The following is a 21,226-nucleotide window of genomic DNA, read 5'->3' as shown; positions in this document are numbered from 1 at the left end:
CGGGGGAACCGGCCCGGCCGCGAGCCCCAGGTAACCCCAGGTGAACGGCAGCGGAGAGCTCGCCCGGACCCTGATAGCCCGCGGGCACGGGCTCATCGACGTCTACCGGCTGTGGAGCTACCCGGTGGTCCTGGGCCGGGGCCGGCGCCTCTTCCAGGAGGGCGCCGTGCCCGCGGCCCTGCACCTTGTGGCCACCACCGCCACCGGCACGGGCGTCGTGGTCACCACCTACCGGCCGGCGGGAGAGGTGCGGTCGGGGTCCTTCGTCCCGGGGCGGCGATGACCGCAGGCCCCGGCCGCACCGGCGTCCGGGGCGTCAACGCCAGCCGTAACGCTCCCTGAGGACGTCGGCGATCAGCCAGAACACCTTCTCCTCCACGACCGCGCCCTCACGGCGGATGTCGCTCTCGCCGAACTCGAAGAGGCGGTCCAGCCGGATATAGGACTCCCGGCCCTCACGGTCCCAGGCGCCACGGCCCAGCGCGAGCCAGTCCTGCTCCTCCCAGTGGTCGGGTTCCCGGCTGGAGAGCATCAGCCCGTGCAGCTCACCGCCTTTGCGCCCGACGACCAGAAGGGGGCGGTCCTTGCCGCGGCCGGGGTCTTCCTCGAAGGGAACCCAGGTCCACACGATCTCCCCGGTGTCGGCCTTCCCGTCCCGCTCGGGAGCGTAGGCCAGTTTGGTCGCGTTCTTGCCGGTGGGGACCTCGCGGACCTCCCCTTCGTGGGGGTGCGGAGGACGCTCGTCGGAGTCTCTGAAGTGATCGGTCACGCGTGCATCCTAGGACGCCGCGATCACCGCAAGAAGCCCTGCGTGCGCCGCGAATCCAGGGGCGCACGCTAGAGCGGCATCCGGTTCACCGCGTGGTCACCGCTTCCCCAGAGGTACTGCACCGCGTAGGCGCGCCAGGGCCGCCACGCCCGGGCATGCCGGGTCAGTGCGCCGGGCGTGTGCGGCAGCCCCAGCGACTTCGCCGCGGCCTTCACCCCGAGGTCGGTGGCGACGAACGCGTCCGGGTCGCCCATCGAGCGCATCGCGATCGTCTCCACCGTCCAGGGCCCCAGGCCCGGCAGCGCGCTCAGCCGGGCGCGGGCCAGATCGCGGTCCCCGCCCGGCCCGAGGTCGATCCCACCGCCGGCCAGCGCCTCGACGAGGGCCAGCACGGCCGCCCGACGGGCGCGGGGCAGCGCCAGCGATCGTGGATCCAGCTCCATCAGGGTCTCGGGCGTGGGAAAGAGGTGGGTCAGCCCGCCCCCGGGGTCGTCGATGGGCTCGCCGTACGCCGCGACCAGGCGCCCCGCATGGGTTCGGGCCGCCGCCGTGGACACCTGCTGTCCCAGGATCGCGCGCACCGCGAAGTCCACCGGATCCGTGCTCCGGGGAACCCTGCGCCCCGGGTCCTTGTCCACCAGCGGGGCCAGCACGGAATCCGCGCGCAGGAGCTCGTCCACCGCCACCGGGTCGGCGTCCAGGTCGAGCAACCGCCGGCACCGGCTGATCGCGGTGGACAGGTCCCGAAGGTCGCCCAGTTCCAGCCGGCAGGCGACATGGTCGGGCATTGGCCGCAGGGCGGCCACGCCCGTACCGTGCGGCAGCCGCAGCGCGCACCGGTAGGACCCGTCACGCCACTCCTCGACCCCCGGCACCGCCGTCGCGGCCAGGTGCCCGAACAGGTTGTCCGGGCACAGCGGGGCCCGGAACGGCAGCCGTAGCGACAGCGCCCCCACCGCCGGCGCGACCCCGCCCCGGCCCGCGCGCCGACGCAACTCGGTGGGGGAGAGCGCGAACACTTCGCGCACCGTCTCGTTGAACGTGCGGATGCTGGCGAACCCGGCGGCGAAGGCGACGTCGCCCATCGGCAGCGCGGTGGTCTCGATCAGCAATCGGGCGGTCTGCGCGCGCTGGGCCCGGGCCAGTGCCAGCGGTCCGGCCCCGAGCTCGGCCACCAGTTGACGCTCCACCTGGCGGGTGCTGTAGCCGAGCTCCGCAGCCAGACCGGGAACCCCCTTGCGGTCCACCACCCCGTCCGCGATCAGCCGCATCGCCCGGGCCACCAGGTCCGCGCGCTCGTCCCATTCGGGCGAGCCCGGGCTGGTGTCGGGGCGGCACCGCTTGCAGGCGCGGAACCCCGCCTGCTGGGCCGCCGCGGAACTGGGGTAGAAGCGCATGTTCTCGGCTTTGGGCGGGGCCACCGGGCAACTGGGCCGGCAGTAGATCCGGGTCGTGGTCACCGCGGTGAAGAACCACCCGTCGAAACGGGCGTCCTTGGACCGCACGGCTCGAACGCAGCGTTCCGTCTCTTGGTACACCCCTTCAGTATCGGCTGCCCGCACGGCCAGGACTGGCAAAAAAGCGACATCGCAGTCGAGGGGGACAACTGGTGGAGCCCCTCGCCACCAGCAAATTCCCCTGCTGCTCACGACAGGGGCCGCGGGCGCACACCGGACCCGCGAAAAACATTCGCGGAAAAACCTCGAATCCGTTGAACCGTTTTCGCCACCCCGTCCGTATGGACCGGTGAACACGGCGCCCGCACGGTGCCGGACATGTCGAAGAGGAGCAGACGATCATGAACAGCACGATGCGCCGACGCGCACTCACCGCCTCGGCCGCTTCGGCCGTGGTGCTCCTCGCGAGCTCTTGTGGCCTGGAATCCCTCGTCTCCGCCGGGGCCGACGCCATCCAGGAGGCGCAGCCGACCGGGTCCGGTCTGGTGACCGGGGTCAGCGGCCAGGTGTCGGCCGCCGACGCGGGCGAACTCGGCACGATCCTGGTCAACGGCGAGCAGGAGACCCTCTACCGTTTCGACAACGACACCGCCGACCCTTCGGCGTCCAACTGCGCCGGGGACTGCGCCGCGGCGTGGCCGCCGGTGCTGGCCGAGAACGCCAGCGCCGTGGACATCCCCGACCCCTCGCTGCTGGGCGAGGTCACCCGCGCCGACGGCACCAAGCAGTTGACGATCGCGGGCTGGCCGATGTACCTGTTCGCCAAGGACGAAGGCCCAGGAGACGTCAAGGGCCAGGGTGTCAACGGCGTGTGGTGGGCGGTCACCGGCGAGGGAGGCCGTGCCGGACAGTCCGAGGCCCCCCAGCAGCCCGAGGCGAGCCAGCCGGCCACCGGTGCGGTCTCGGCCGCCCAGGACTCCGCGCTGGGCGCGATCGTCAAGGACGCCGAGAACCGCACTTTGTACCGTTTCGACGACGACACCGCATGGCCGATGGTCTCCAACTGCGACGGTGAGTGCACCGAGACCTGGAAACCGGCCAAACCCGCCGACGCCGCCTCGGTCCAGGGCATCGCGCCGGAGCTGATCAGCACCCTGGTCCGCGCGGACGGTACCGAGCAGCTGGCGATCGACTGCTGGCCCGTCTACTGGTTCACCAAGGACACCGAGGCCGACCCGATCAGCGGGCACGGAGTCGGCGGCACCTGGTGGGCGATCACACCCGACGGGACCCGCGCCAACAACGGCCAGCCCCTCTCCTGACCCTCCCCTCCCCATTGCGGAACGGGTGGCCGGCGCACGGACCGACCACCCATCCGACATTCCCATCATCCGATGTAGAAGACTCCGTGTTCGTGCAGAACGCGGAGCCACGTCGCCCACGCGGTGCGGACTCCGGCGCCGCGGTGAAATTCTCGCGCTGGGTGTCCACGGCGTGTCGAGGTCCACTCCCGTCCTCTCCCCGCGACGAACCTCCTGTTGACGGGCATCGGTGCGATTCGCGCCGGCCTTCCATCGATCGCTGCGGCGTGCTCTTCGCCGCAGCGATCGGGCGTATCGGCTCGGCCGCGCCGATACGTTGGTGCGGCCCCCGCCGATTCTCCACGACGGTTCGATGAGAACAGGAGCTGATCCGTGCCTGGACGAAGACCCACCGCCAGCGGTGGCGAGGGGCGCAGGGGAGAACCGTTCGACGATCCCCCGATCGCCCCCATGGACCCCAGCGACCCCGAAGGCCCCGCCGACGGTGACGCGCTGATGGATCTGCTCTACCGCGAGTACGCCCGGCCGCTCACCGCTGTCACCGCCCGCCTCACCGGTGGCGATCGGCAATGGGCCGAGGACGTGGTCCAGGAGACGATGCTGCGCGCATGGCGCAACGCCGACCGGCTCGACCACCGCGGCTCGCTGCTGCCCTGGCTGATCACGGTCGCCAAGCGCGCCGTCATCGACGATCACCGCAGCCGCTCCGCGCGACCGCAGGAAACCGATGGGCAACTGGCGGAGAGCGCTCGGCCCGTTGTCGACGGAACCGACGAACTCGTCCGCTCGATGGTGGTCGGCGAGGCACTGGAAACCCTCTCGCCGGTCCACCGGCAAGCGGTGGTGGAGACCTACTTCAAGGACCGCACCGCCAAAGAGGCCGCAGACCGGCTCGGCCTGCCGGTTGGTACCGTCAAGTCACGGGTGCACTACGCGCTCAGATCGCTCCGGGCGACGTTCAAGGAGAGGGGCATCCACGCATGACTCTCCGCAACGAGTGCACCGATACGGCGGCCTATCTCATGGGCCTGCTCGACGAAGACGAACGCCACCGGTTCGAGGACCACCTCGAATCGTGCGAGCGTTGCGTCGACGAGATGATCGAACTCTCCGACACCGTGGTCCTGTTGGACGAGGCCCGTGGCGATGATGGGCCGGTGGTCGCCGCCGCGGTGGACGAACCGCACGGGACAGCCGTCGCGGCCCCTGCCGTGCGTCGCCCGCGTGTGTGGGTTCGCGCGGTCTTCGGTCTCGCGGCCGGCGTCCTGCTGTTCACCGCCGGCCTGGGAGCCGGTCTCGTGGTCGCCCCCGATCCGCCTCCCGAGGTCGCTGCGGAGGATCCCTTTGCCGAGGCCGAGCGGTTTGTCGCCACCGATGCGGCTACGGGGACCGAAGGAACCGTCGCCGTCCTGGACAAGGGATGGGGCAGCGACATCGCCCTGACCCTGGGCAATGTGCGAGGGCCACTGAACTGCGAGCTCGTTGTCGTCACCACCGCTGGCGAGGAGCGCTCCGTCGCCAGCTGGCAGGTTCCCCGGCCCGGGTACGGGATCGCCGGGGCGCCCGACCCGCTCCAGGTCAGAGCCGGCACCGATCTTTCACGCGACCAGATCGCGTCCTTCGAGGTCAGGACACTCGACGGTGCGACCCTGCTGACCGTCCCGGCGTGACCCGGTAACGCGGTGGGCCGTCCTCCCGGGGCGGCCCACCGCCCGTTCCGCCTAAGGCGACGCCGGCAGCGGTCATCCTTTTCGTCGTAAACGTCTCCTTGGGTGTCCGAGTCGATAAGAGTAGGGTTTCTTCGATCGGTGTCTATTGTTGGAAAAATCCGTTCCACGTGATTTTCTTATCTCCGTTGCTGTTTTTGTGCAGGCTGTAAAGCGATTTTTGTCGAGCCAGGTCAAAGGCTTTTTTGCTGATGGTGCGATTGGGTTGTGGGTTCCGGGGTGTCCTTTCCCTGTGTATGGCCGCACCGTGGTTGGTTGGAGTTTTCCGAAGTTGTCGTCGTATCGATTTTCGCGCCGCTGTCTTCGGGGATGGCGTTTAATGGGAGCCGTCGGGAAAATAGGCGGGCATCATCCGCTGTCCATAACTTTTACTGCAACCAGGGAATAGCTCAATGGCTCAAAGAGTTCAGGTAATGCTCATCGACGACCTCGACGGTGACGAGGCCCAGGAGACCGTCTCCTTCGGGATCGACGGCACCGGCTACGAGATCGACCTCAAGACCCAGAACGCGAGCAGGCTTCGTGACGCCCTCGCCCCCTTCGTGCACGCCGCCCGCAAGGTTCCCGCCAAGCCCGGGCGCATGGTCCGCGGCGCCAAATCGCGCAACGCGCCCACCCGCGAACACAGCGCCGACATCAGGTCCTGGGCGCAGGCCAACGACAAGCCGGTCAGCGACCGGGGCCGGATTCCCCAGACGATCGTGGACGAGTACAACGCGGCCCACGGATAAGCACGGCCGAGCCGACCGCCTGCCGGGTCGACGCGTCTCCTCTCCCCCATCGGTGCCGGCTCCAACGGGGGAAGCCGAGACGGCGCCAGTTGGACGAGCATCGCCCCGGCCCTCGGTGAGGGTACGGCGGCAGGCACAGGGGGCGTGGGCGCCTCGGCGTCCGCGGGCAGCCGGAACCGGGTGTGCCCGCCCGTCAGCAGGGCGGCGAGTCGGGCGAAGAGCACGGACCCGCAGGCCGTGGCGATGAGGCGGGAACGTGCTCGGCAAGTGCCCAAGGGACGGTGCTGGTTCTCCATCGCTCGGACGACGGAGAACCGGATCGTCCCTTCGGGGTACGGCAGCGCCTTGCGTGCTCCTGCGTTCCGCGGCCCCGGCGTCCTTCTCGCGCCACCGGTAGAGGGCGGCCCCGGTCAGGCGGGAGCGAGAGGGGCCAGTTCACGACTGAGCTTGAGGACCGCTTCGGCTGTTCGCGGGTTGTCGGCGTGGCGGAAGGGCCTCACCGGGCGGGCGTGGGGGCCCAGGACCAGGCCGGTCCGTCCGTCGAGCGAAGCGTCCGTGGCGGCGAGGATCGACGACCGGGCGGCCACCGAGGGGAGGCCCGAGGTGGAGTGTTCGAAAACCCTGCGCAACAGAGGCCACAGCAACCGCATACGGGGGGAGACGATCCTGGGCGACGCCATGGTGCCGTTGGTCATCTCGGTGGCGGCGCCGCCGGGGTCGGCCGCGAACACCGATATCCCGGTGCCCCGAAGACGCTCCGCCAGGTCCAGCGTGTAGGCGAGATTGGCGAGCTTCGCCCGGCCGTACCAGTGGAATCCGTAGTAGCCGCCGGAAGGTTCGACGGTGTCGAAGGACCGCCGGGCAGTCCGGACCGAGGCGGAGGTCACGTTCACGATTCGGCTCGGTGCCCCTTCCCGGAGGGGTTCCAGGAGCAGTTCGGTCAGCAGGTACGGCGAAATGTGGTTGACGGCGAACGTCGCCTCGATCCCGTCCGCCGTCTGTCGGTGGTCGGTGAACATCGCCCCGACATTGTTGACCAGAACGGTGAGTGCGCCCTCGGCAGCCAATCGGGCCGCGAGCGTTCGTACCGCGGGGAGCGAGGAGAGGTCGGCCGCCACGAACCCCGCCGCCCCGCCTGTTCCGGCGGCGTTGATCCGCTCGACCGCGTCTGCTCCGCGCGCGGCGTTCCTGCCGACCACGGTGACGGTGTAGCCCGCCGCGGCCAACCCCGTCGCGGTCTCCAGGCCGATTCCCCCGGTCCCCGCCGTCACCACCGCACGCTGCTCCATAGCGCCACCCTTCGTCGCCCCGTGTCCAATTAAGCGGATTTCTATCCGCTTAGCGGTTCGCAGCCTACCTCAATCGGATAGCTATCCGTTTATTGGGTGCGGTGTGCCGGTCCAAGGGCATGCGCGATCGCGTAGACGGCCGAGGGGATCGGGGCGCTGCCTTAACGCGGGGGGCGTATGCCTTCGAGGAGGATGTCGAGGTAGACCTCGGTGCGGTCGGGGGCGCCTGTGCCGGACCGGACCGCGTGTTCGACGCCGCACAGCAGCCGGCGGATATCGTCCGCCTCGATGTCACGGCGGATGGCGTCCGTGCTGCGCGCCCGGTCGAGCAGTTCTGTGACGGCATGGTCGAAATCGGACTTCATCACCGAGGTCGTCGTCTCGGCGTCACGGGCGGATTCGAGCACGGCCGCGAACCCGACGTCGGCCAGGGCGTGCCCCAGGGCGAAGCGCAACAGACGCTGGAGGCCGACGAGCGCGTCCTGCTCGGCCGCCGCCTCCTGGGCGGCATCGACGAGCTCTTGGAAGCGTTCGGCCGACAGTGCTTCCATCAGCGCGTGCCGGTTGGGGAAGTGCCGGTACACCGTCCCCACGCCCACGCCGGCGAGCCGGGCGATCGTGTTCAACTGGAGAGAGCCGTCGCCCTCGGCCATTTGTCGGCGGGCCGCCCGCAGCACCAGTGCACGGTTGCGTGCGGCGTCCGCACGCAAGGTGCTCCCCGATCCGGCGTCCGATTTCACGGGCCCAAGCCTAACGGAGCAACGGTTCCGGGCTGCGGGGCCGCCGACCGGCCCCCGGTGCCGTAGGGGGCCGAGGAGGGCGTCGCCGCGTCGAGTGGTCCGGCCGTCGGTGAACGCCGGTGATTGTTCTCCGTGGCGCCGCGCACGGCGGGCCGCGGGCCGATGCCGCCCGTGGGCGAGACCGCGTCCGCTCCGGTACGGGGCCAGGGGCGCTGGGTGGGCGATGGGGGCCTGTGGGGCGGCCGGGGGCACCGGTGCAACGGCTCGGTGCGGCCGGTGCGCGAAAGCCCCGTGGTGGGCCTGTTTGACCCGAGGCGCGTGGGGAGGGAAGGGACACATCTCGGAAACTGTTTTTGGGCGTTGTATGTCCGCTCCGCAAGGAAGCGCGGAGAACGGCGCGGTCGATGGGCCGTGCCGTCCCGCATGGCGGGGGCGTGCCCGACTCGTGGCCGCGGCGGCGGAAACAGTGCGTCCTGAACTGGGGAGTCGTCCGTGGCGTTGCGGCGGTTCCCCGGCCGCCGCACCGGCGCCGACGACGAACCGGTCCGGGGAGCGGTGGTGGATGCCGATGTCGAGTTGGGGGAACCGGCCGGCCGTATGCGGTTCGATAATGCGACAGAGGCGGGGGCGCTTTCGCGTCCCCCGCCTCGTTTTGCCTGGTCAGGTAGTGTGGCCCCAGCAGGATTCGAACCTGCGACACCCGCTTTAGGAGAGCGGTGCTCTATCCCCTGAGCTATGAGGCCCTGCCTTATGCGACTCAAGACTAACCGACTCGGGCGGACGGTGCGTCAGGAATGTCGGGCGGAGAAGTCACTGGCGGGGCGTGCGCGGGTGGTTAGGGTGAGTACGCTTCTACCCGACCGGGTTGTCATGGCGGCGGGGTGACCTCCGCCACACATTGTCCATGTTCGGTGCGTATTCGATGTGCGCCTCTGCGGCCGCGATTCGAGCGCTGATCACCAGGTCCCCCGTGAGCAGGTGTTTTGCCGGAGCCCGTCGGCCGGCCCGTACGGGTCGAAAGAGCGGCTCCCCTTGATCATGTGTGTTCCGTATCGCTAGCACGTCAAGCTGCAGACGTGTAGTACGTTGCGATTCGGCCACGCGAACTACCGAAAAGGCAGCCGGAGGAGTCACGTGCTGTTCGTTCTCGATTCCACGCGGTGCCGTGCCCGCGTAGCGAGAAACGGGGCCACGTCCGTCTCACGGAGTCGATTCCGTCCTCGGACGCTGCTCACGGTGCTCTGCACCATCGTCCTCGCCGTTTTGCTGGGCCCGGTCGGGCAGGGCGCGATCATGCCGCCGCCCGCCCACGCCGACAACGACCTCGACTCCCTCAAGGAGCAGGCCGAGCAGGCCAAGGAAGAGCTGGAGCAGGCCACCGAGGACTACACCCAGCGGGAGACCAAGCTGGAGGAGGCGCAGGAAGATCTGGTCAAGACGCTGCACAAGCTCCAGCAGACCGAGGTCAAACTGGCCGAGATGCGCGCCCCGCTCACCGAACTCGCCTCCACCCTCTACAAGCAGCCCGACGTCGGAGTCATGGGCCTCATGACCTCGGGAAGCTTCGACGAGGACCTCCAGGCGGAGTCCCATGTCCTCAAGCTCTCGCAGAACCAGGAAGCACTGCTGGAGGAGGCCAACTCCCTCAGGGAGGACCAGGGCGAGCTGACCGGGTCGGCCCAGGAGCTGCAATCGCAGACCCAACTGGAACGCGTCGAACTCAAGCAGCAACTGGACGCCCTGCGCGCCAAGTCCGAGGAGGACACCGAACGGCTCGTCAAGGAACTGGAGGACCGCGGCCTGTCCGTGGACGCCTACATGGCCGGTGTCGAATGCGACCCGGCCGCCGGGTCCGCCGCCTCGGGTTACCCCAACGGCCTGCTCCCGCAGGAGGCGCTGTGCAAGCTGCACGTCGACGACCATTTCCTGCGTGCCGACGCCGCCATCGCCTTCCTGGAGATGAACGAGGCGTTCACCGAGCATTTCGGCAACGAGCTATGCGTGACCAGCTCCTACCGGGACCTGCCCAACCAGAACCGCGTCTACGCCCAACAGCCGCCCGGTTTCGCGGCCGTTCCCGGAACCAGCAACCACGGGCTCGGCCAGGCCGTCGACCTGTGCGGCGGGGTGCAGAACCAGGGGTCGGCGCCGTTCAACTGGCTGGAGAGCAACTCGCGCCAGTTCGGCTGGTTCCATCCGCAGTGGGCCTACTCCAGTCCGTTCGAACCATGGCACTGGGAGTACGACCCTTCGGTCACGGGCTGACCGGCACTACGGCCACCCGGGACAAGACGCCCGGGCGCTGCGGACCGGCCGCGCCATGAAGCCCGAGCAGTGGCCCACCCCGTCACGAGGGTGGGCCACTGCTCGGCCCCGGAAGGCCGGGCGACGATGATCGGTCAGACCGTCTCCGGGACCACCTCGGTCGTGCAGTGCGCGCACCGGATGGCCTTCTTGTTGATCTCGCTGAAGCAGGAGGGGCATTCGCGGGTGGTGGCCTCCTCGGCCTTCACGAAGCGCTCCAGGAGCTTGGCGACGGGCATCACCACGAAGAAGTACAGGATCGCCGCGGTGAGCAGGAACGAGATCAGCGCGTCGACGAAGGCCCCGTAGGCGAACACGCTGCCGTTGACCGTGAAGGTCAGCCGGGAGAACTCGGGGACACCGCCGAACACCCCGAGCAGAGGAGTGATGAAGCCTTCGGTGAACGCCGTGATCAGGTTGCTGAAGACGGCGCCGATGACCACCGCGACCGCCAGCTGTACCAGGTTGCCCTGGAGAAGAAATTTCTTGAATCCGCTCAGCATCGTTGTGTTCTCCTTTTCCTGACGGGCGCCTCGACCGGTTCGGGGCGTCGTCCGGTGGGCGCCCGTGTTCTCGTTGTCGATGCCACCGGCTCGCGACCGTTCGCCGATGGCATTGGGGCGGGCGACGCAAGGGTCGGGGGCGCCGCTCAGCCGCGAATCGTGATCGACAGGGGACCGGTCGCCGCGTGCCCGGCGAGTTCCCGGGCCTCGTCCTCGGTCACCGCGATCAGCAGGAGTGCGCCCTGCTCCGCGGCAGCCGCCTCCGGAACCGCGATCACCGGACGGTCGGTGACCACCGTCCGGGCCGGACGGGCGGGTTCCGCGAAGAACTCTACGGAAATCGGGTCGGTCGTGGCAGCCAGAACATCGATTCGGTTTCCGGGAACCAGCAGTGCCACCGCGCCGGGATCGGCGACACGAACCGGAGCCGCGACCATGTCCGCGGCCAGCCCCACCGAGGGAGGCGCGGCCAACCGGACGTCGGTCAACACCTCGCCGGCGCGCACAGGGGATCGCAGGGCACCGCCCGCGACGGGGTGGTCGGGGCCGAGCGCGCCCTCGGGGACCGTGGCGGCCGGCAGCGCACGCACCACGGTGTCCGAGGCGGCGAGCGGTTCCACCGCGCTGAGATCGCGGGCAGCGACTCGAACGTCCACCAGGGCGGGAGCCGGCGGGCGCAGCACCAGCACCACCCCGGCCACGGCCAGAGCCGCGCATCCGGCACCCAGAACACGCCGGCCGGGGCGCCGCCACCGTCGCCGCCACGGGCGCACACCATCCCTCATGGGGACGACGCTAGGCCACCGCGCCGGAAGCGATCGAGGTTGTCCACAGGGGCCGCCCGCTCCCGCGGGAGCAAGGGGCGCGTGGCTCCGGCGCCTCGCCCGCCTCCACGTCGTCCACGTCCGCCCCCACGCAGTGAGGGTCGTCTCGTGGACACGAGACGACCCTCACAGGACGTATTCGGCGGACCCAGCCGGGTGAGGCGGGCCGCAGACCGGGAGAACGCGGCTGCTAAGCGGCGGGCGACGGCGCCGCGGGGGCGGTGCCGGTGCTGCTGCTGGACGAGGAAGAGCTACTCGACGACTCGCTCTTGGCGGCGCTCTTGGTCTCCGAACCACCGGAGGAACCGCTGGGAAGCGACGAGCTGTTGGAGCTGGAACCGCTGTCGGTGCGGTAGAAACCCGAGCCCTTGAAGACGATGCCCACGGCGGAGTACACCTTGCGCAACCTGCCCTGGCAGGTGGGGCAGATCGTCAGAGCGTCGTCGCTGAAGCTCTGTACGACCTCCAGCTCGGCATCACACTCGGTGCATGCGTACTGGTACGTAGGCACAGGTCCTCCTTGCTGGCACTCTCGCCGGTCGACTGCTAGATGATACGCGCTCAGGCAGCTGTATCGCGACATCGGGGTGCTGCCCGACCGTGTAACGCGGCACGGTCCCGTCCTGTTCCACCGCGCCGCGCAGGCCCGGCAACGGTGCCGCACCACAAGGAACCCGCTCCCGGCCGACCCCGTGCGATGGCCTCAACCGTCCCGAAACAGCCGGACACCGCCGCCCGGCGTCACCACGCCCCCCACCGGTCGGTCGTGGTCCTCTGTGGGCACCGTGTCGAGGACTTCGCTGTCGTAGACCACCGCCAGGGTCGGCGTCCGCGGCCCCACCCGGCCCAGGGCCCGGTCGTAGCACCCCGCTCCCCGCCCGAGCCGAAAGCCCGCCCGGTCCACCGCGAGCGCTGGGCAGAGCACCGCGGCCACGTCGCGCACCGCGTCCATCCCCAAGCGGGGCCCGGTCGGCTCCAGCAGCCCGTGCCCGGCCGGCGCAAGTGATCCGACGCCCGTGTACTCGGCCCAGTCCAGCTCGCCGTCGGCCAGGAACAGCGGCAGCAGGACCCGGACCCCGTGCAACCGCAGTCGTGCGACGAGCGGATGCGTGTCGGGTTCGGTGCCCACCGAGTAGTACGCCGCGACCGTCTCGCCGGCGGTGAACCGCGGCAGCAGGGCGTCCCGTACAGAGGGCCCCGCTGCCCCCCGAGCCGCTTCCCCCAGTGCACGACGCGCCTTCAACAGGCGTCCGCGCAGCTCCCGCTTGCTCTCTTCCCCGTCGTTCATGGCACAAAAGTCTCCCAGCCACCGCGATCCGTCGCCAGGAGCCCACCCGGACGGGTGAACGCAGACCGTCGGTAAGTCTGCGTGTCCGGGAAAAAGCGGAGAAGAGCAGGTCAGCATTTGTCCTCGACACATTTGCGACACGGTCGTGCCCTAGGGTTCCGACATGGCTGACACACACCACCCCGCTACGGCCGTCACGAAGGCGGTCGTACCGGCCGCTGGCCTGGGCACCCGCTTCCTGCCTGCGACCAAGGCCACCCCCAAGGAGATGCTGCCGATCGTCGACAAGCCGGCGATCCAGTACGTCGTCGAAGAGGCCGTCGCGGCCGGACTCGACGACGTACTGATGATCACCGGCCGCAGCAAACGCTCCATCGAGGACCATTTCGACCGCGCCTACGAGCTGGAAGAGGCGCTGAGGGTCAAGAACGACACCGAGCGCCTCAACGCCGTGCGCGAGTCCAGCGACCTCGCCCAGGTGCACTACGTACGCCAGGGCGAACCGCGCGGCCTCGGACACGCAGTGCTCTGTGCCGCCGCGCACGTGGGAAACGAGCCCTTCGCGGTGCTCCTGGGCGACGACCTCATCGGAACCCGTGACGCCCTGCTCAAACGCATGATCGATGTGCGCGAGACCTACGGCGGCAGCGTGATCGCGCTGATGGAGGTCGAGCCCGAACAGGTCTCGCTCTACGGCTGCGCCGCGATCAGCCCCACCGCGGACCACGATGTCGTCACGGTCACCGACCTCGTCGAGAAGCCCCCGGCCGACCAGGCCCCCAGCCGCTGGGCCGTCATCGGCCGCTACATCTGCGATCCTGCCGTCTTCGACGTCCTGGGCACGACCCCGCCCGGGCGCGGCGGGGAGATCCAGCTGACCGACGCCCTGCGCGAACTCGCCCAGCGCGGGCCCGACAACGGTGGCCCCGTGCACGGCGTGCTGTTCCGCGGTCAGCGCTACGACACCGGAAACAAGATCGATTACCTTCGCACTGTGGTGGAATTCGCATGTGACCGCCCCGATCTGGCCGAGGAGTTCCTTCCCTGGCTTCGCAGTTTCGTGGCGGAACGCGATCTCGGCCCCGCGTAGTCCGGCGTGCGGGCCACGGGGACCAACGGCAGGGGAGTGGATGAAAAGCGTCGAACAGCACGTCAGCGACATCGTGAAACTGGTGGCCGCGCCCGAGCCGATCGAGCTGGACCTGCTGCGCGCACACGGTTCGGTGCTCGCGGAGACGGTCTTTGCCACGGTCTCGCTGCCCCAGTTCGACAACTCGTCCATGGACGGTTACGCCGTGCGGGCCCAGGACGTCGCCGACGCGTCGCCCCAGAAGCCCGTGCGTCTCACCGTGGTGGCCGACATCCCGGCCGGCGATCCGGGGGCCACCGCCATCCCTCCGGGGAGGGCCGCGCGCATCATGACCGGCGCGCCCATGCCGGTGGGTGCCGACACGGTGGTCCCGGTGGAATGGACCGACGGCGGCGTGGCCAACGTCGCCATCCACCAAGCCCCCCGCCGGGGCAACGCGATCCGCAGGGCGGGCAGTGACGTCGAGGCGGGGACCGCGGTCCTCACAGCCGGTGCGCGGATCGGTTCGGCCGAGATGGCGGTCCTCTCCGCTGTCGGCCGCCGCTCCGCGCTGGTCTATCCGCGCCCCCGCGTGGTCGTACTGTCCACCGGCGAGGAGCTGGTCGAACCCGGACGACCCCTCGGCCCGGGCCAGATCTGGGAGTCCAACAGCTTCATGCTGACCGCCGCGGCCATCGAGGCGGGCTGCGCAGGCTATCGCCAGGGATTCATCGGCGACGAGCCCGCCGCGGTACTGGACACCCTCGACGACGTGCTCTCCCAGGCCGACATCATCGTCACCACCGGGGGCGTCAGCATGGGCGCCTACGACGTGGTCAAGGAGGTGCTCGCCCGCCTCGGTACCGTCCGCTTCGAGAAGGTCGCCGTGCAGCCGGGGATGCCCCAGGGCTTCGGAACGGTGGGGGACTCCAACACCCCCATCATCACCCTCCCCGGCAACCCGGTCAGCGCCTACGTGTCCTTCCATCTTTTCGTGCTGCCCGCGCTGCACAAGATGCGCGGCCTGCCCGAGGAACCACTGCCCTCGGTGAGCGCCCGGTTGTTGGAGCCGGTCACCTCCCCGGAGGGACGCCGTTCCTATCTGCGTGCGGTGCTGGACTACGACGAACCCGGCGCGGCCACCGCCTACACGGCAGCGCCCGCCTCCCGGCAGAGCTCGCACCAGCTCTCCGCGCTGGCCGAGACCAACGCACTCGTGGTCGTCCCCGAGTCCGTCACGCGGCTGCCGGAGGGCTCGGTCGTCGAGGTAATCAAACTCCCGTCCCGGTAGCGCACCCAAACTCCCAGCGACCCGATTCGAGAAAGCGCGTACCCATGTCCAACCCCCATCCCAGCGGTTTCACCCATCTGGACGCCTCCGGCGCCGCGCGCATGGTCGACGTGTCGGCCAAGGAGGTCACGGCCCGGACCGCGACCGCGACCGGCCGTGTCCTGCTCTCGGCGGAAGCCGTGGCGGCGCTGCGCGGTGGGCGGGTGCCCAAGGGCGATGCGCTCGCGGTGGCCCGCCTGGCCGGAATCCAGGGGGCCAAGCGGACCCCCGACCTCGTACCGCTGTGCCACCCGATCGCTGTGCACGGCGTGGACGTCGGGTTGGACGTCGCCGACGACGCCGTGCACATCAGCGCCACGGTGCGTACCGCCGACCGCACCGGAGTCGAGATGGAGGCGCTGACCAGCGTGATGACAGCGGCGCTCGGGCTCGTGGACATGGTCAAGGCCATCGATCCCGAGGCGGTCGTCACCGATGTCCGGGTCGAGGAGAAGACCGGCGGAAAGACCGGTCACTGGCGTCGGTCGGCATGAGCGGGCACGGACACGGCCACCGGGTCGCCGTCATCACGGCCTCCAACCGGGCGGCGGCAGGGGTGTACGAGGACAGGTCGGGCCGGTTGCTGGCCGATCTGCTCGCGGTCGCGGGTTTCACCGTCGGCGGACCGTGGGTCGTGCCCGACGGCGCCCCGGTGGCCGGCGCGCTGCGCCGCGCCCTGGCCGAGGGGTACGACGCGGCGGTCACCACCGGTGGCACCGGGCTCACCCCCACTGACGCGACCCCGGATGTGACCCGCCCGCTGTTGGAATACGAGATTCCGGGCCTGGCCGAGGCGCTGCGCACGGCAGGCCGCGACAAGGGGGTCCCCACCGCGGTGCTCTCCCGTGGTTTGGCCGGGGTCGCCCGGGGGGAGGCCGGACGCATGCTCGTCGTCAATTTGCCGGGTTCCTCCGGCGGGGTCCGTGACGGGATGGCGGTGCTGGAGCCGGTTCTGCGCCATGCGATCGACCAGATCCGTGGTGGGGACCACACCGGTTCGCCCTCGGCCTGAGATTTTCGCGCTCCGCCTTCAAGATCGTCCGTGATCGGAGGATGATGAGGGGCAACGGTGTGGCGAAGGGAAAGCGGTGAATCGGATGCGTGGCTGGCCGGTGTCGCTCTCAGAGGGGCGTGTCGGGCTGCGGCCGCTACGGCTGCGTGATGCTGCGGCATTGCGCGACTCCAGGGCCCGCAACGCCGAGTGGTTGCGCCCGTGGGAGCCGACACATCCGGAGATGCCGTTGCAGAACGTCGGCCTCACGCCGTACCTGGCCATGGCCCAGGCCATCCGCCGGGAAGCCCGTCAGGGAGTGGCCCTGCCGTGGGTGATCACCTACGAGGGGCGTTTCGCGGGGCAGCTCACCGTAGGCGCGATCGTGTGGGGGTCGGCCCGCTCGGCCCAGGTCGGGTACTGGATCGACAGCGCCTGCGCCGGCCTCGGCGTCACCCCCACGGCGGTCGCGCTGGCCGTCGACCACTGCTTCTTCACCGTGGGGCTGCACCGGGTCGAGGCCAACATCCGCCCGGAGAACCACAAGAGCCGCAGAGTGGTGGAGAAACTCGGGTTTCGCGAAGAGGGGCTGCGCAAGCGCCAGCTGCACATCGACGGGGCCTGGCGGGACCACCTGTGCTTCGCGCTGACGGTCGAGGACGTTCCTTATGGCTTGCTTGCGCAGTGGCGCGCGGTGCGCGCAGCGGGGGAGGACGGGACGCAGCTGCCCGGAGGCGGCGCCAGGGGCACTGCGCCGGGTGCGACCGGGTCGAGGCCCGAACTCACCTGACCGGGGCGGGAACGGCCGCGCGGACTGGAACCGGGAAGGCCCTCGCGTTGCCGAAGAGGTGCCACCATGGTGTTGTTCGCGAGATAATCGCCAGGACCGCATGGTGCGCCGGTCTTGAACGAGAATGCTTTATTACCCTCCGCTTTATTGTCACTACTTTGTGTTTATGTCGGTTTGGCCACTGTTTCCCCAATGGAGGACCTGGTCGAGGAAAAGGACGGGGACGGATCTCGCGACACTCCGACCCTAATACTGCGCATTCAGTGACACCGGGTCGTACGGTGCGGAACGTAGGCGCATCAACGATACGAACGCGTACATGCGACACATGGGGGAAGCAGGATGACAAGCGGGACGACTCGGACTTCGAGTATCGAACCGTAGCTTCCGGACAGATCACCCTTCGGGTGATCGTGCTCATGGTTCCGGGGCGGGAGATCGTATCGCGGAGGTGTCCGCGAACATTCAGTGGTCGGCGGCGCAAGGAGGGGTGATGGGTAGCTCTCCTCTGTATTTGGCCATCGTGGTCGTGTGGATCCTGGTCCTCGTCCCGATGCTGCTGCGCCGCGATGCCGCCGACCCCTCCGCGGGCCGCTTCCGACGCAACAGCGCCAAGGGCGACGACGTCGACGACGTCAGCCTCGTCGACGAGGACGACCCCGACGAGGTCGGTGACGTCGACGACACAGTCCATCTGGCCGACCACGAACCGGTGGACGAGTCCGCGGCCGAGCCCGAACTCCCTCGCAGACAGGACGCGGTACCCGCCGCGCGCGACGGCTCTGCCGCCGACCACGGTGCCGCTCTCGACGATGAAGACGGCGAGGACGAGGACGACGCCCCGCCGGCCGTGCACGCCGGGCCCGTGCCCCGTCTGAGCCGTGCCCGGGTCATCGCACGCCGCCGGCGCCGCACCAGTGGACTCACCCTGCTCCTGGTCGCCACCGTGGTCGCAGTGGCCTTGGGGTTGGGGCCCTGGTGGGTTCTGCTGCCGCCCGTCATGCTCCTTTTCGGCCACCTCGCCCTATTGCGCGAAGCCGCCAAAGTCGACGCCGAGCGGCGGGCCGTCGAGATGGTTCGCCGTCGGCGCAGGGAGGCGGCGGGCCGCATGGCGGCCGAGGCGGAGGCGGCGAGAGAAGCCGAGATCATCGAGTTGGCAAGCCGCCGCAACCAGGTCTACGACCAGTACGCCGACGCGCACCTGAGAGCGGCCGGGGACTGACCGGTGCGCGGACCGGTCCTTGCCGCGGAGCCCGGACGTCCGCCATCGGTGCAGGGTGGCCGTTCGATCCCGACGGTACCCCCCTTTTTTCTTCGAGTTGGCGAGGGCAGGGCGGGCGGGGAGGCCGACGCCCCGCCCTGCCCGCCGTTCGCGTGAGAGGCGGGCGCGCGAAGGCGGGCGCAGCCCCGCCGCCGAACACCGGCGCGATACCGCTGTGGCCGATTCGAAGTAGCGTCGCGCAGCTGATATTGTTCAAGTGTCCGGCCAGGGGCTATAGCGCAGTCCGGTAGCGCACCTCGTTCGCATCGAGGGGGTCTGGGGTTCAAATCCCCATAGCTCCACAGTCAGATGGATAAGGCCCGGTTCGCTTAGGTGAACCGGGCCTTATCCGTTCTGCCGCCCTCCCCGAATGCCCTTCGTCCTCGGGAGGGTGAGTCCCCGAGGCGCTCCCCGTGCCGGTGCTGGTCCGGACTGCTGTCCACCACGCGGTTCGGGTAGGACCGCCTCCGGTCGTCGACGGTCGTCGGGACCGATCCGGGCTCCCTTCGCGAACTCGTCCAGTTCTGTGAGTGCACCATTGAACGATCCAGGTCACGCATGGCACAGAGGCGGAAGCAGGGGCAGCAATTTGCGATATGGATCCCTTCAGTTACATATCTCAATATGATGTCAATTGTTGTAAATGGGGCTATGTGGGTATTGTGCGCTCCGTGACTGATACGTCATCTTGTGACGCGGGGACGGACTCGCGTTATGACCGAAGGGTGCGTTGTGCTCAAGAAGATCTGCGCAGTAGCTGCCATCTCGGCTGCGACTGTATTCGGAGCAGCCGGTGCGGCGTCGGCCGACACGGTCGGCACTGAGCTCAAGGCCGGCTGGAGCTGGTACAGCGTCGCCGGGACCTCGACCGATATCGCCAGTTGGGTCCTCGACGTCAGCGGACTGCAGGGTGACACGCCGGGCTGGAGCTGGTACCGCCTCTAGCGGTTCCAGGGGGAGTGAACCTCGCGCGCCGGTGTTCTGATCCGTTGTCCGGCGGACCGGAACACCGGTAAGCGGTTGCGGTAGGGAAATTGACGCGTTATTGATCGTGTTCCCCGCCGCGCGCCTCCTTACTTTGAGTAGCCTTTCGGTCGCATAGTGGATTTGAATTCCTCTTCGCGGCCTCTGGAGGCAGCCCATGTCCTATCGGGGAACTGCTTCCTCTCCCCTCGCGGAATCAGCCAGCCGCCGCACTTTCCTCCAGTTGACCGGAGTCAGTTCAGCCGCTTTTCTCCTGGGAATCGGAGCCTGCCCCGCCCCCGTGTCCGCGGCCGAGAGCCTGCCCGCCGACCCCTTCACCCTCGGGGTCGCGTCAGGGGACCCGCTTCCCGACGGAGTGGTGTTGTGGACCCGGCTCGCGCCCACCCCGCTGGACCCCGAGGGCCGCGGAGGAATGCCCGAGCGAGACTTCGCGGTCTCCTACGAGGTGGCCACCGACGAGCGGTTCAGCACGATCGTGCGCCGCGGCACGGCCGTCGCGACCCCAGAACTAGGCCATTCCGTCCACCCCGAGGTCAAGGGACTCGAACCCGGGCGCGTCTACCACTACCGGTTCCGGGTGGGCAAACACGTAAGCCGGGCGGGGCGCACCCGGACCGCGCCCGCAGCCGCCATCGCGCCCCAGAAACTCGCCTTCGCCTCGGCCTCCTGCCAGGCCTGGTACGAGGGCTATTACACGGCCTATCGTCACATGGTCGCCGACGAACTGGACGCGATCTTCTTCCTCGGCGACTACGTCTACGAATACGCGATCCGCGCCGGTGCCAACCTCAAGCGCCCGGTCGCACTGGGCAGCGAGCACGCAGTCAAGGTCCGCACCCTCGCCCAATACCGGCTGCGCTACTCCCTCACCAAGACCGATCCCGACCTCCAGGCCGCACACGCGGCGGCGGCCTGGATCGTCACCTGGGACGACCACGAGGTCGAGAACAACTACGCCGGTGGAGTCAGCCAGTACAAGATCACGGAGAAAGAGTTCCTCACCCAACGCGCAGCCGCCTACCAGGCGTTCTACGAAAACCTCCCGCTGCGCTCGGTCAACACCCCCAACGGACCCTCCGCGCGGCTCTACCGCACCGTGAGTTTCGGTCGGCTCGCCGACATCCACGCCCTGGACACCCGCCAGTACCGCAACACCTACCCCGACACCAATGCCTCCGGCGTCGCGCAGGAACGGCACAATCCCGACCGTTCCATCCTGGGAGCGGCCCAGGAGCAGTGGCTGACCGAAGCCCTGCACTCCTCACGGGCGAACTGGAACATTCTCGCCAACCAGGTGCTGATGGCCCAGCTCGACATGGGCGGAGCGGACGACCACCTCTACTTCTACGACCGCTGGGACGGATTCACCGCCTCGCGCGACCGGCTGGTCGCGGCAGTGCTCGACGCCCAACCGCCCAACTTCGCGGTGCTCACCGGCGATCTGCATCGCAGCACCGTGGCCGAGCTGAGGACCGACTACGACGACCCCGACGCATCGGTGATCGGGGTCGAACTCGCCTGCACCTCGATCTCCTCGGGCACCGACGGCGCGGCCACCGACACGCTCGCCGCCAACTGGTTGAGCAACGAGCACATCCGGCTCTACAACGCCCAACGCGGCTACCTGCGTTTCGACCTCGACAAAGAGGGCCTGCACGCCGACTACCGGGTGCTGCCCTACGTGAGCAAGGAGAACGCCCCCGTGTCCACCCTGACCAGGTTCACCGTCCCCCACGGCGAGCCGGGAGTCGCGCAGCAGTCACCGCTGCTGTAGACCGGGAGGAACCCTGCGACACCCGGCGGTACGGGGCCCTGCGGGGCGGCGTGGAAACGGTCGCGCACGCACCCCCGGGCTCTGTGCCCGGGGTGTTTCCGACGGGACCCCGGCGCAGCCCCGAGAGCCGCAG

Annotated in this window: 22 protein-coding genes and 2 tRNA genes; 15 read left to right on the top strand and 9 right to left on the bottom strand. The window is 69.2% G+C overall.

Translation table 11 applies throughout. The features are described 5' to 3' along the window. Positions 1–40: 40 nt before the first annotated feature. Positions 41–283, top strand: coding sequence for a dihydrofolate reductase family protein (locus QSJ59_RS06470; RefSeq protein ID WP_285757797.1), 243 nt, complete (start codon positions 41–43; stop codon positions 281–283). A gap of 33 nt (positions 284–316) precedes the next feature. Here QSJ59_RS06470 and QSJ59_RS06465 read toward each other — a convergent pair whose 3' ends face one another. Together QSJ59_RS06465 and QSJ59_RS06460 are read right to left on the bottom strand one after the other, a co-directional pair. Beyond that, positions 317–769 carry a type II toxin-antitoxin system PemK/MazF family toxin gene (locus QSJ59_RS06465; protein ID WP_285757795.1) on the bottom strand — a complete coding sequence of 151 codons (453 nt, stop codon included), beginning with the start codon at positions 767–769 and terminating at the stop codon, positions 317–319. 68 nt (positions 770–837) lie between these two features. Next, a complete protein-coding gene (locus tag QSJ59_RS06460) occupies positions 838–2,307 on the bottom strand; it encodes a DNA-3-methyladenine glycosylase 2 (RefSeq protein ID WP_285757793.1) in 1,470 nt (489 codons plus the stop codon). A gap of 260 nt (positions 2,308–2,567) precedes the next feature. Between QSJ59_RS06460 and QSJ59_RS06455 the strand changes: the two genes are divergently transcribed. The 4 genes from QSJ59_RS06455 (at position 2,568) to QSJ59_RS06440 (ending at position 5,946) form a co-directional block, all read left to right on the top strand. Continuing rightward, positions 2,568–3,488, top strand: coding sequence for an SCO0930 family lipoprotein (locus tag QSJ59_RS06455; protein ID WP_285757791.1), 921 nt, complete (start codon positions 2,568–2,570; stop codon positions 3,486–3,488). Between the two features lie 372 nt (positions 3,489–3,860). Then, entirely contained in the window at positions 3,861–4,472 is a 612-nt protein-coding gene (locus QSJ59_RS06450) for a sigma-70 family RNA polymerase sigma factor (RefSeq protein ID WP_285757789.1), read from the top strand. Beyond that, positions 4,469–5,158 (top strand): anti-sigma factor family protein, encoded by a 690-nt coding sequence (locus tag QSJ59_RS06445; RefSeq protein WP_285757788.1) that lies wholly within the window; start codon positions 4,469–4,471, stop codon positions 5,156–5,158. Before QSJ59_RS06450 ends, QSJ59_RS06445 begins: the two co-directional genes overlap by 4 nt. A gap of 449 nt (positions 5,159–5,607) precedes the next feature. Then, the gene (locus QSJ59_RS06440) at positions 5,608–5,946 is read left to right on the top strand and encodes a histone-like nucleoid-structuring protein Lsr2 (RefSeq protein ID WP_285757787.1); all 339 of its coding nucleotides are present in this window, start codon (positions 5,608–5,610) and stop codon (positions 5,944–5,946) included. A 410-nt stretch (positions 5,947–6,356) separates the two neighbouring features. Here the strand turns inward: QSJ59_RS06440 and QSJ59_RS06435 are convergent, their stop codons facing one another. The 3 genes from QSJ59_RS06435 to QSJ59_RS06425 all read right to left on the bottom strand — a co-directional run bounded on the left by QSJ59_RS06435 (position 6,357) and on the right by QSJ59_RS06425 (position 8,718). Beyond that, positions 6,357–7,235 carry an SDR family NAD(P)-dependent oxidoreductase gene (locus QSJ59_RS06435; protein WP_285757785.1) on the bottom strand — a complete coding sequence of 293 codons (879 nt, stop codon included), beginning with the start codon at positions 7,233–7,235 and terminating at the stop codon, positions 6,357–6,359. A gap of 161 nt (positions 7,236–7,396) precedes the next feature. Next, the gene (locus QSJ59_RS06430; protein ID WP_285757783.1) at positions 7,397–7,975 is read right to left on the bottom strand and encodes a TetR/AcrR family transcriptional regulator; all 579 of its coding nucleotides are present in this window, start codon (positions 7,973–7,975) and stop codon (positions 7,397–7,399) included. A gap of 670 nt (positions 7,976–8,645) precedes the next feature. Beyond that, positions 8,646–8,718: transfer RNA gene (locus QSJ59_RS06425), tRNA-Arg, on the bottom strand. Between the two features lie 493 nt (positions 8,719–9,211). On the opposite strand from QSJ59_RS06425, the gene QSJ59_RS06420 reads away from it, so the two are divergent. Further along, positions 9,212–10,240, top strand: a complete 1,029-nt coding sequence (locus tag QSJ59_RS06420; RefSeq protein ID WP_432707425.1) for a D-alanyl-D-alanine carboxypeptidase family protein — start codon at positions 9,212–9,214, stop codon at positions 10,238–10,240. 134 nt (positions 10,241–10,374) lie between these two features. On the opposite strand, the gene mscL is transcribed toward QSJ59_RS06420, so the two are convergent. The 4 genes from mscL to QSJ59_RS06400 all read right to left on the bottom strand — a co-directional run bounded on the left by mscL (position 10,375) and on the right by QSJ59_RS06400 (position 12,894). Next, positions 10,375–10,779, bottom strand: coding sequence for a large conductance mechanosensitive channel protein MscL (mscL, locus tag QSJ59_RS06415; protein WP_285757941.1), 405 nt, complete (start codon positions 10,777–10,779; stop codon positions 10,375–10,377). A 149-nt stretch (positions 10,780–10,928) separates the two neighbouring features. Then, a complete protein-coding gene (locus QSJ59_RS06410; RefSeq protein WP_285757781.1) occupies positions 10,929–11,567 on the bottom strand; it encodes an SAF domain-containing protein in 639 nt (212 codons plus the stop codon). 229 nt (positions 11,568–11,796) lie between these two features. Then, complete coding sequence (locus QSJ59_RS06405) at positions 11,797–12,117, bottom strand: FmdB family zinc ribbon protein (RefSeq protein ID WP_285757780.1); 321 nt, start codon at positions 12,115–12,117, stop codon at positions 11,797–11,799. Between the two features lie 192 nt (positions 12,118–12,309). Continuing rightward, positions 12,310–12,894: a 5-formyltetrahydrofolate cyclo-ligase gene (locus QSJ59_RS06400; protein ID WP_285757779.1), complete on the bottom strand. Its 585-nt coding sequence runs from the start codon at positions 12,892–12,894 to the stop codon at positions 12,310–12,312. 163 nt (positions 12,895–13,057) lie between these two features. On the opposite strand from QSJ59_RS06400, the gene galU reads away from it, so the two are divergent. The 9 genes from galU to QSJ59_RS06355 all read left to right on the top strand — a co-directional run bounded on the left by galU (position 13,058) and on the right by QSJ59_RS06355 (position 21,093). Beyond that, positions 13,058–13,984 (top strand): UTP--glucose-1-phosphate uridylyltransferase GalU, encoded by a 927-nt coding sequence (gene galU / locus QSJ59_RS06395; RefSeq protein WP_285757778.1) that lies wholly within the window; start codon positions 13,058–13,060, stop codon positions 13,982–13,984. 40 nt (positions 13,985–14,024) lie between these two features. Beyond that, the gene (glp, locus tag QSJ59_RS06390) at positions 14,025–15,254 is read left to right on the top strand and encodes a molybdotransferase-like divisome protein Glp (protein WP_285757776.1); all 1,230 of its coding nucleotides are present in this window, start codon (positions 14,025–14,027) and stop codon (positions 15,252–15,254) included. Positions 15,255–15,298: 44 nt separating this feature from the next. Then, positions 15,299–15,787, top strand: coding sequence for a cyclic pyranopterin monophosphate synthase MoaC (gene moaC, locus QSJ59_RS06385; RefSeq protein ID WP_285757774.1), 489 nt, complete (start codon positions 15,299–15,301; stop codon positions 15,785–15,787). After that, positions 15,784–16,305, top strand: a complete 522-nt coding sequence (locus QSJ59_RS06380; RefSeq protein ID WP_285757773.1) for a MogA/MoaB family molybdenum cofactor biosynthesis protein — start codon at positions 15,784–15,786, stop codon at positions 16,303–16,305. The genes moaC and QSJ59_RS06380 overlap by 4 nt, the downstream gene beginning before the upstream one ends. 76 nt (positions 16,306–16,381) lie before the next feature. Next, on the top strand, positions 16,382–17,074 hold the full coding sequence (locus QSJ59_RS06375) for a GNAT family N-acetyltransferase (protein WP_432707424.1): 693 nt from the start codon (positions 16,382–16,384) through the stop codon (positions 17,072–17,074). 493 nt (positions 17,075–17,567) lie between these two features. Beyond that, on the top strand, positions 17,568–18,296 hold the full coding sequence (gene sepX, locus QSJ59_RS06370; RefSeq protein ID WP_285757772.1) for a divisome protein SepX/GlpR: 729 nt from the start codon (positions 17,568–17,570) through the stop codon (positions 18,294–18,296). Between the two features lie 267 nt (positions 18,297–18,563). After that, positions 18,564–18,637, top strand: a tRNA-Ala gene (locus QSJ59_RS06365). A gap of 412 nt (positions 18,638–19,049) precedes the next feature. Beyond that, positions 19,050–19,280, top strand: coding sequence for a hypothetical protein (locus tag QSJ59_RS06360; protein ID WP_285757770.1), 231 nt, complete (start codon positions 19,050–19,052; stop codon positions 19,278–19,280). A 262-nt stretch (positions 19,281–19,542) separates the two neighbouring features. Continuing rightward, the gene (locus QSJ59_RS06355; RefSeq protein ID WP_285757769.1) at positions 19,543–21,093 is read left to right on the top strand and encodes an alkaline phosphatase D family protein; all 1,551 of its coding nucleotides are present in this window, start codon (positions 19,543–19,545) and stop codon (positions 21,091–21,093) included. The last annotated feature ends 133 nt before the right edge of the window (positions 21,094–21,226 follow it).

This window comes from Nocardiopsis ansamitocini, assembly GCF_030268225.1.
In the GTDB taxonomy this organism is placed as follows: Bacteria; Actinomycetota; Actinomycetes; order Streptosporangiales; family Streptosporangiaceae; genus Nocardiopsis_D; species Nocardiopsis_D ansamitocini.
This window is presented reverse-complemented; position numbering and strand designations above follow the sequence as displayed.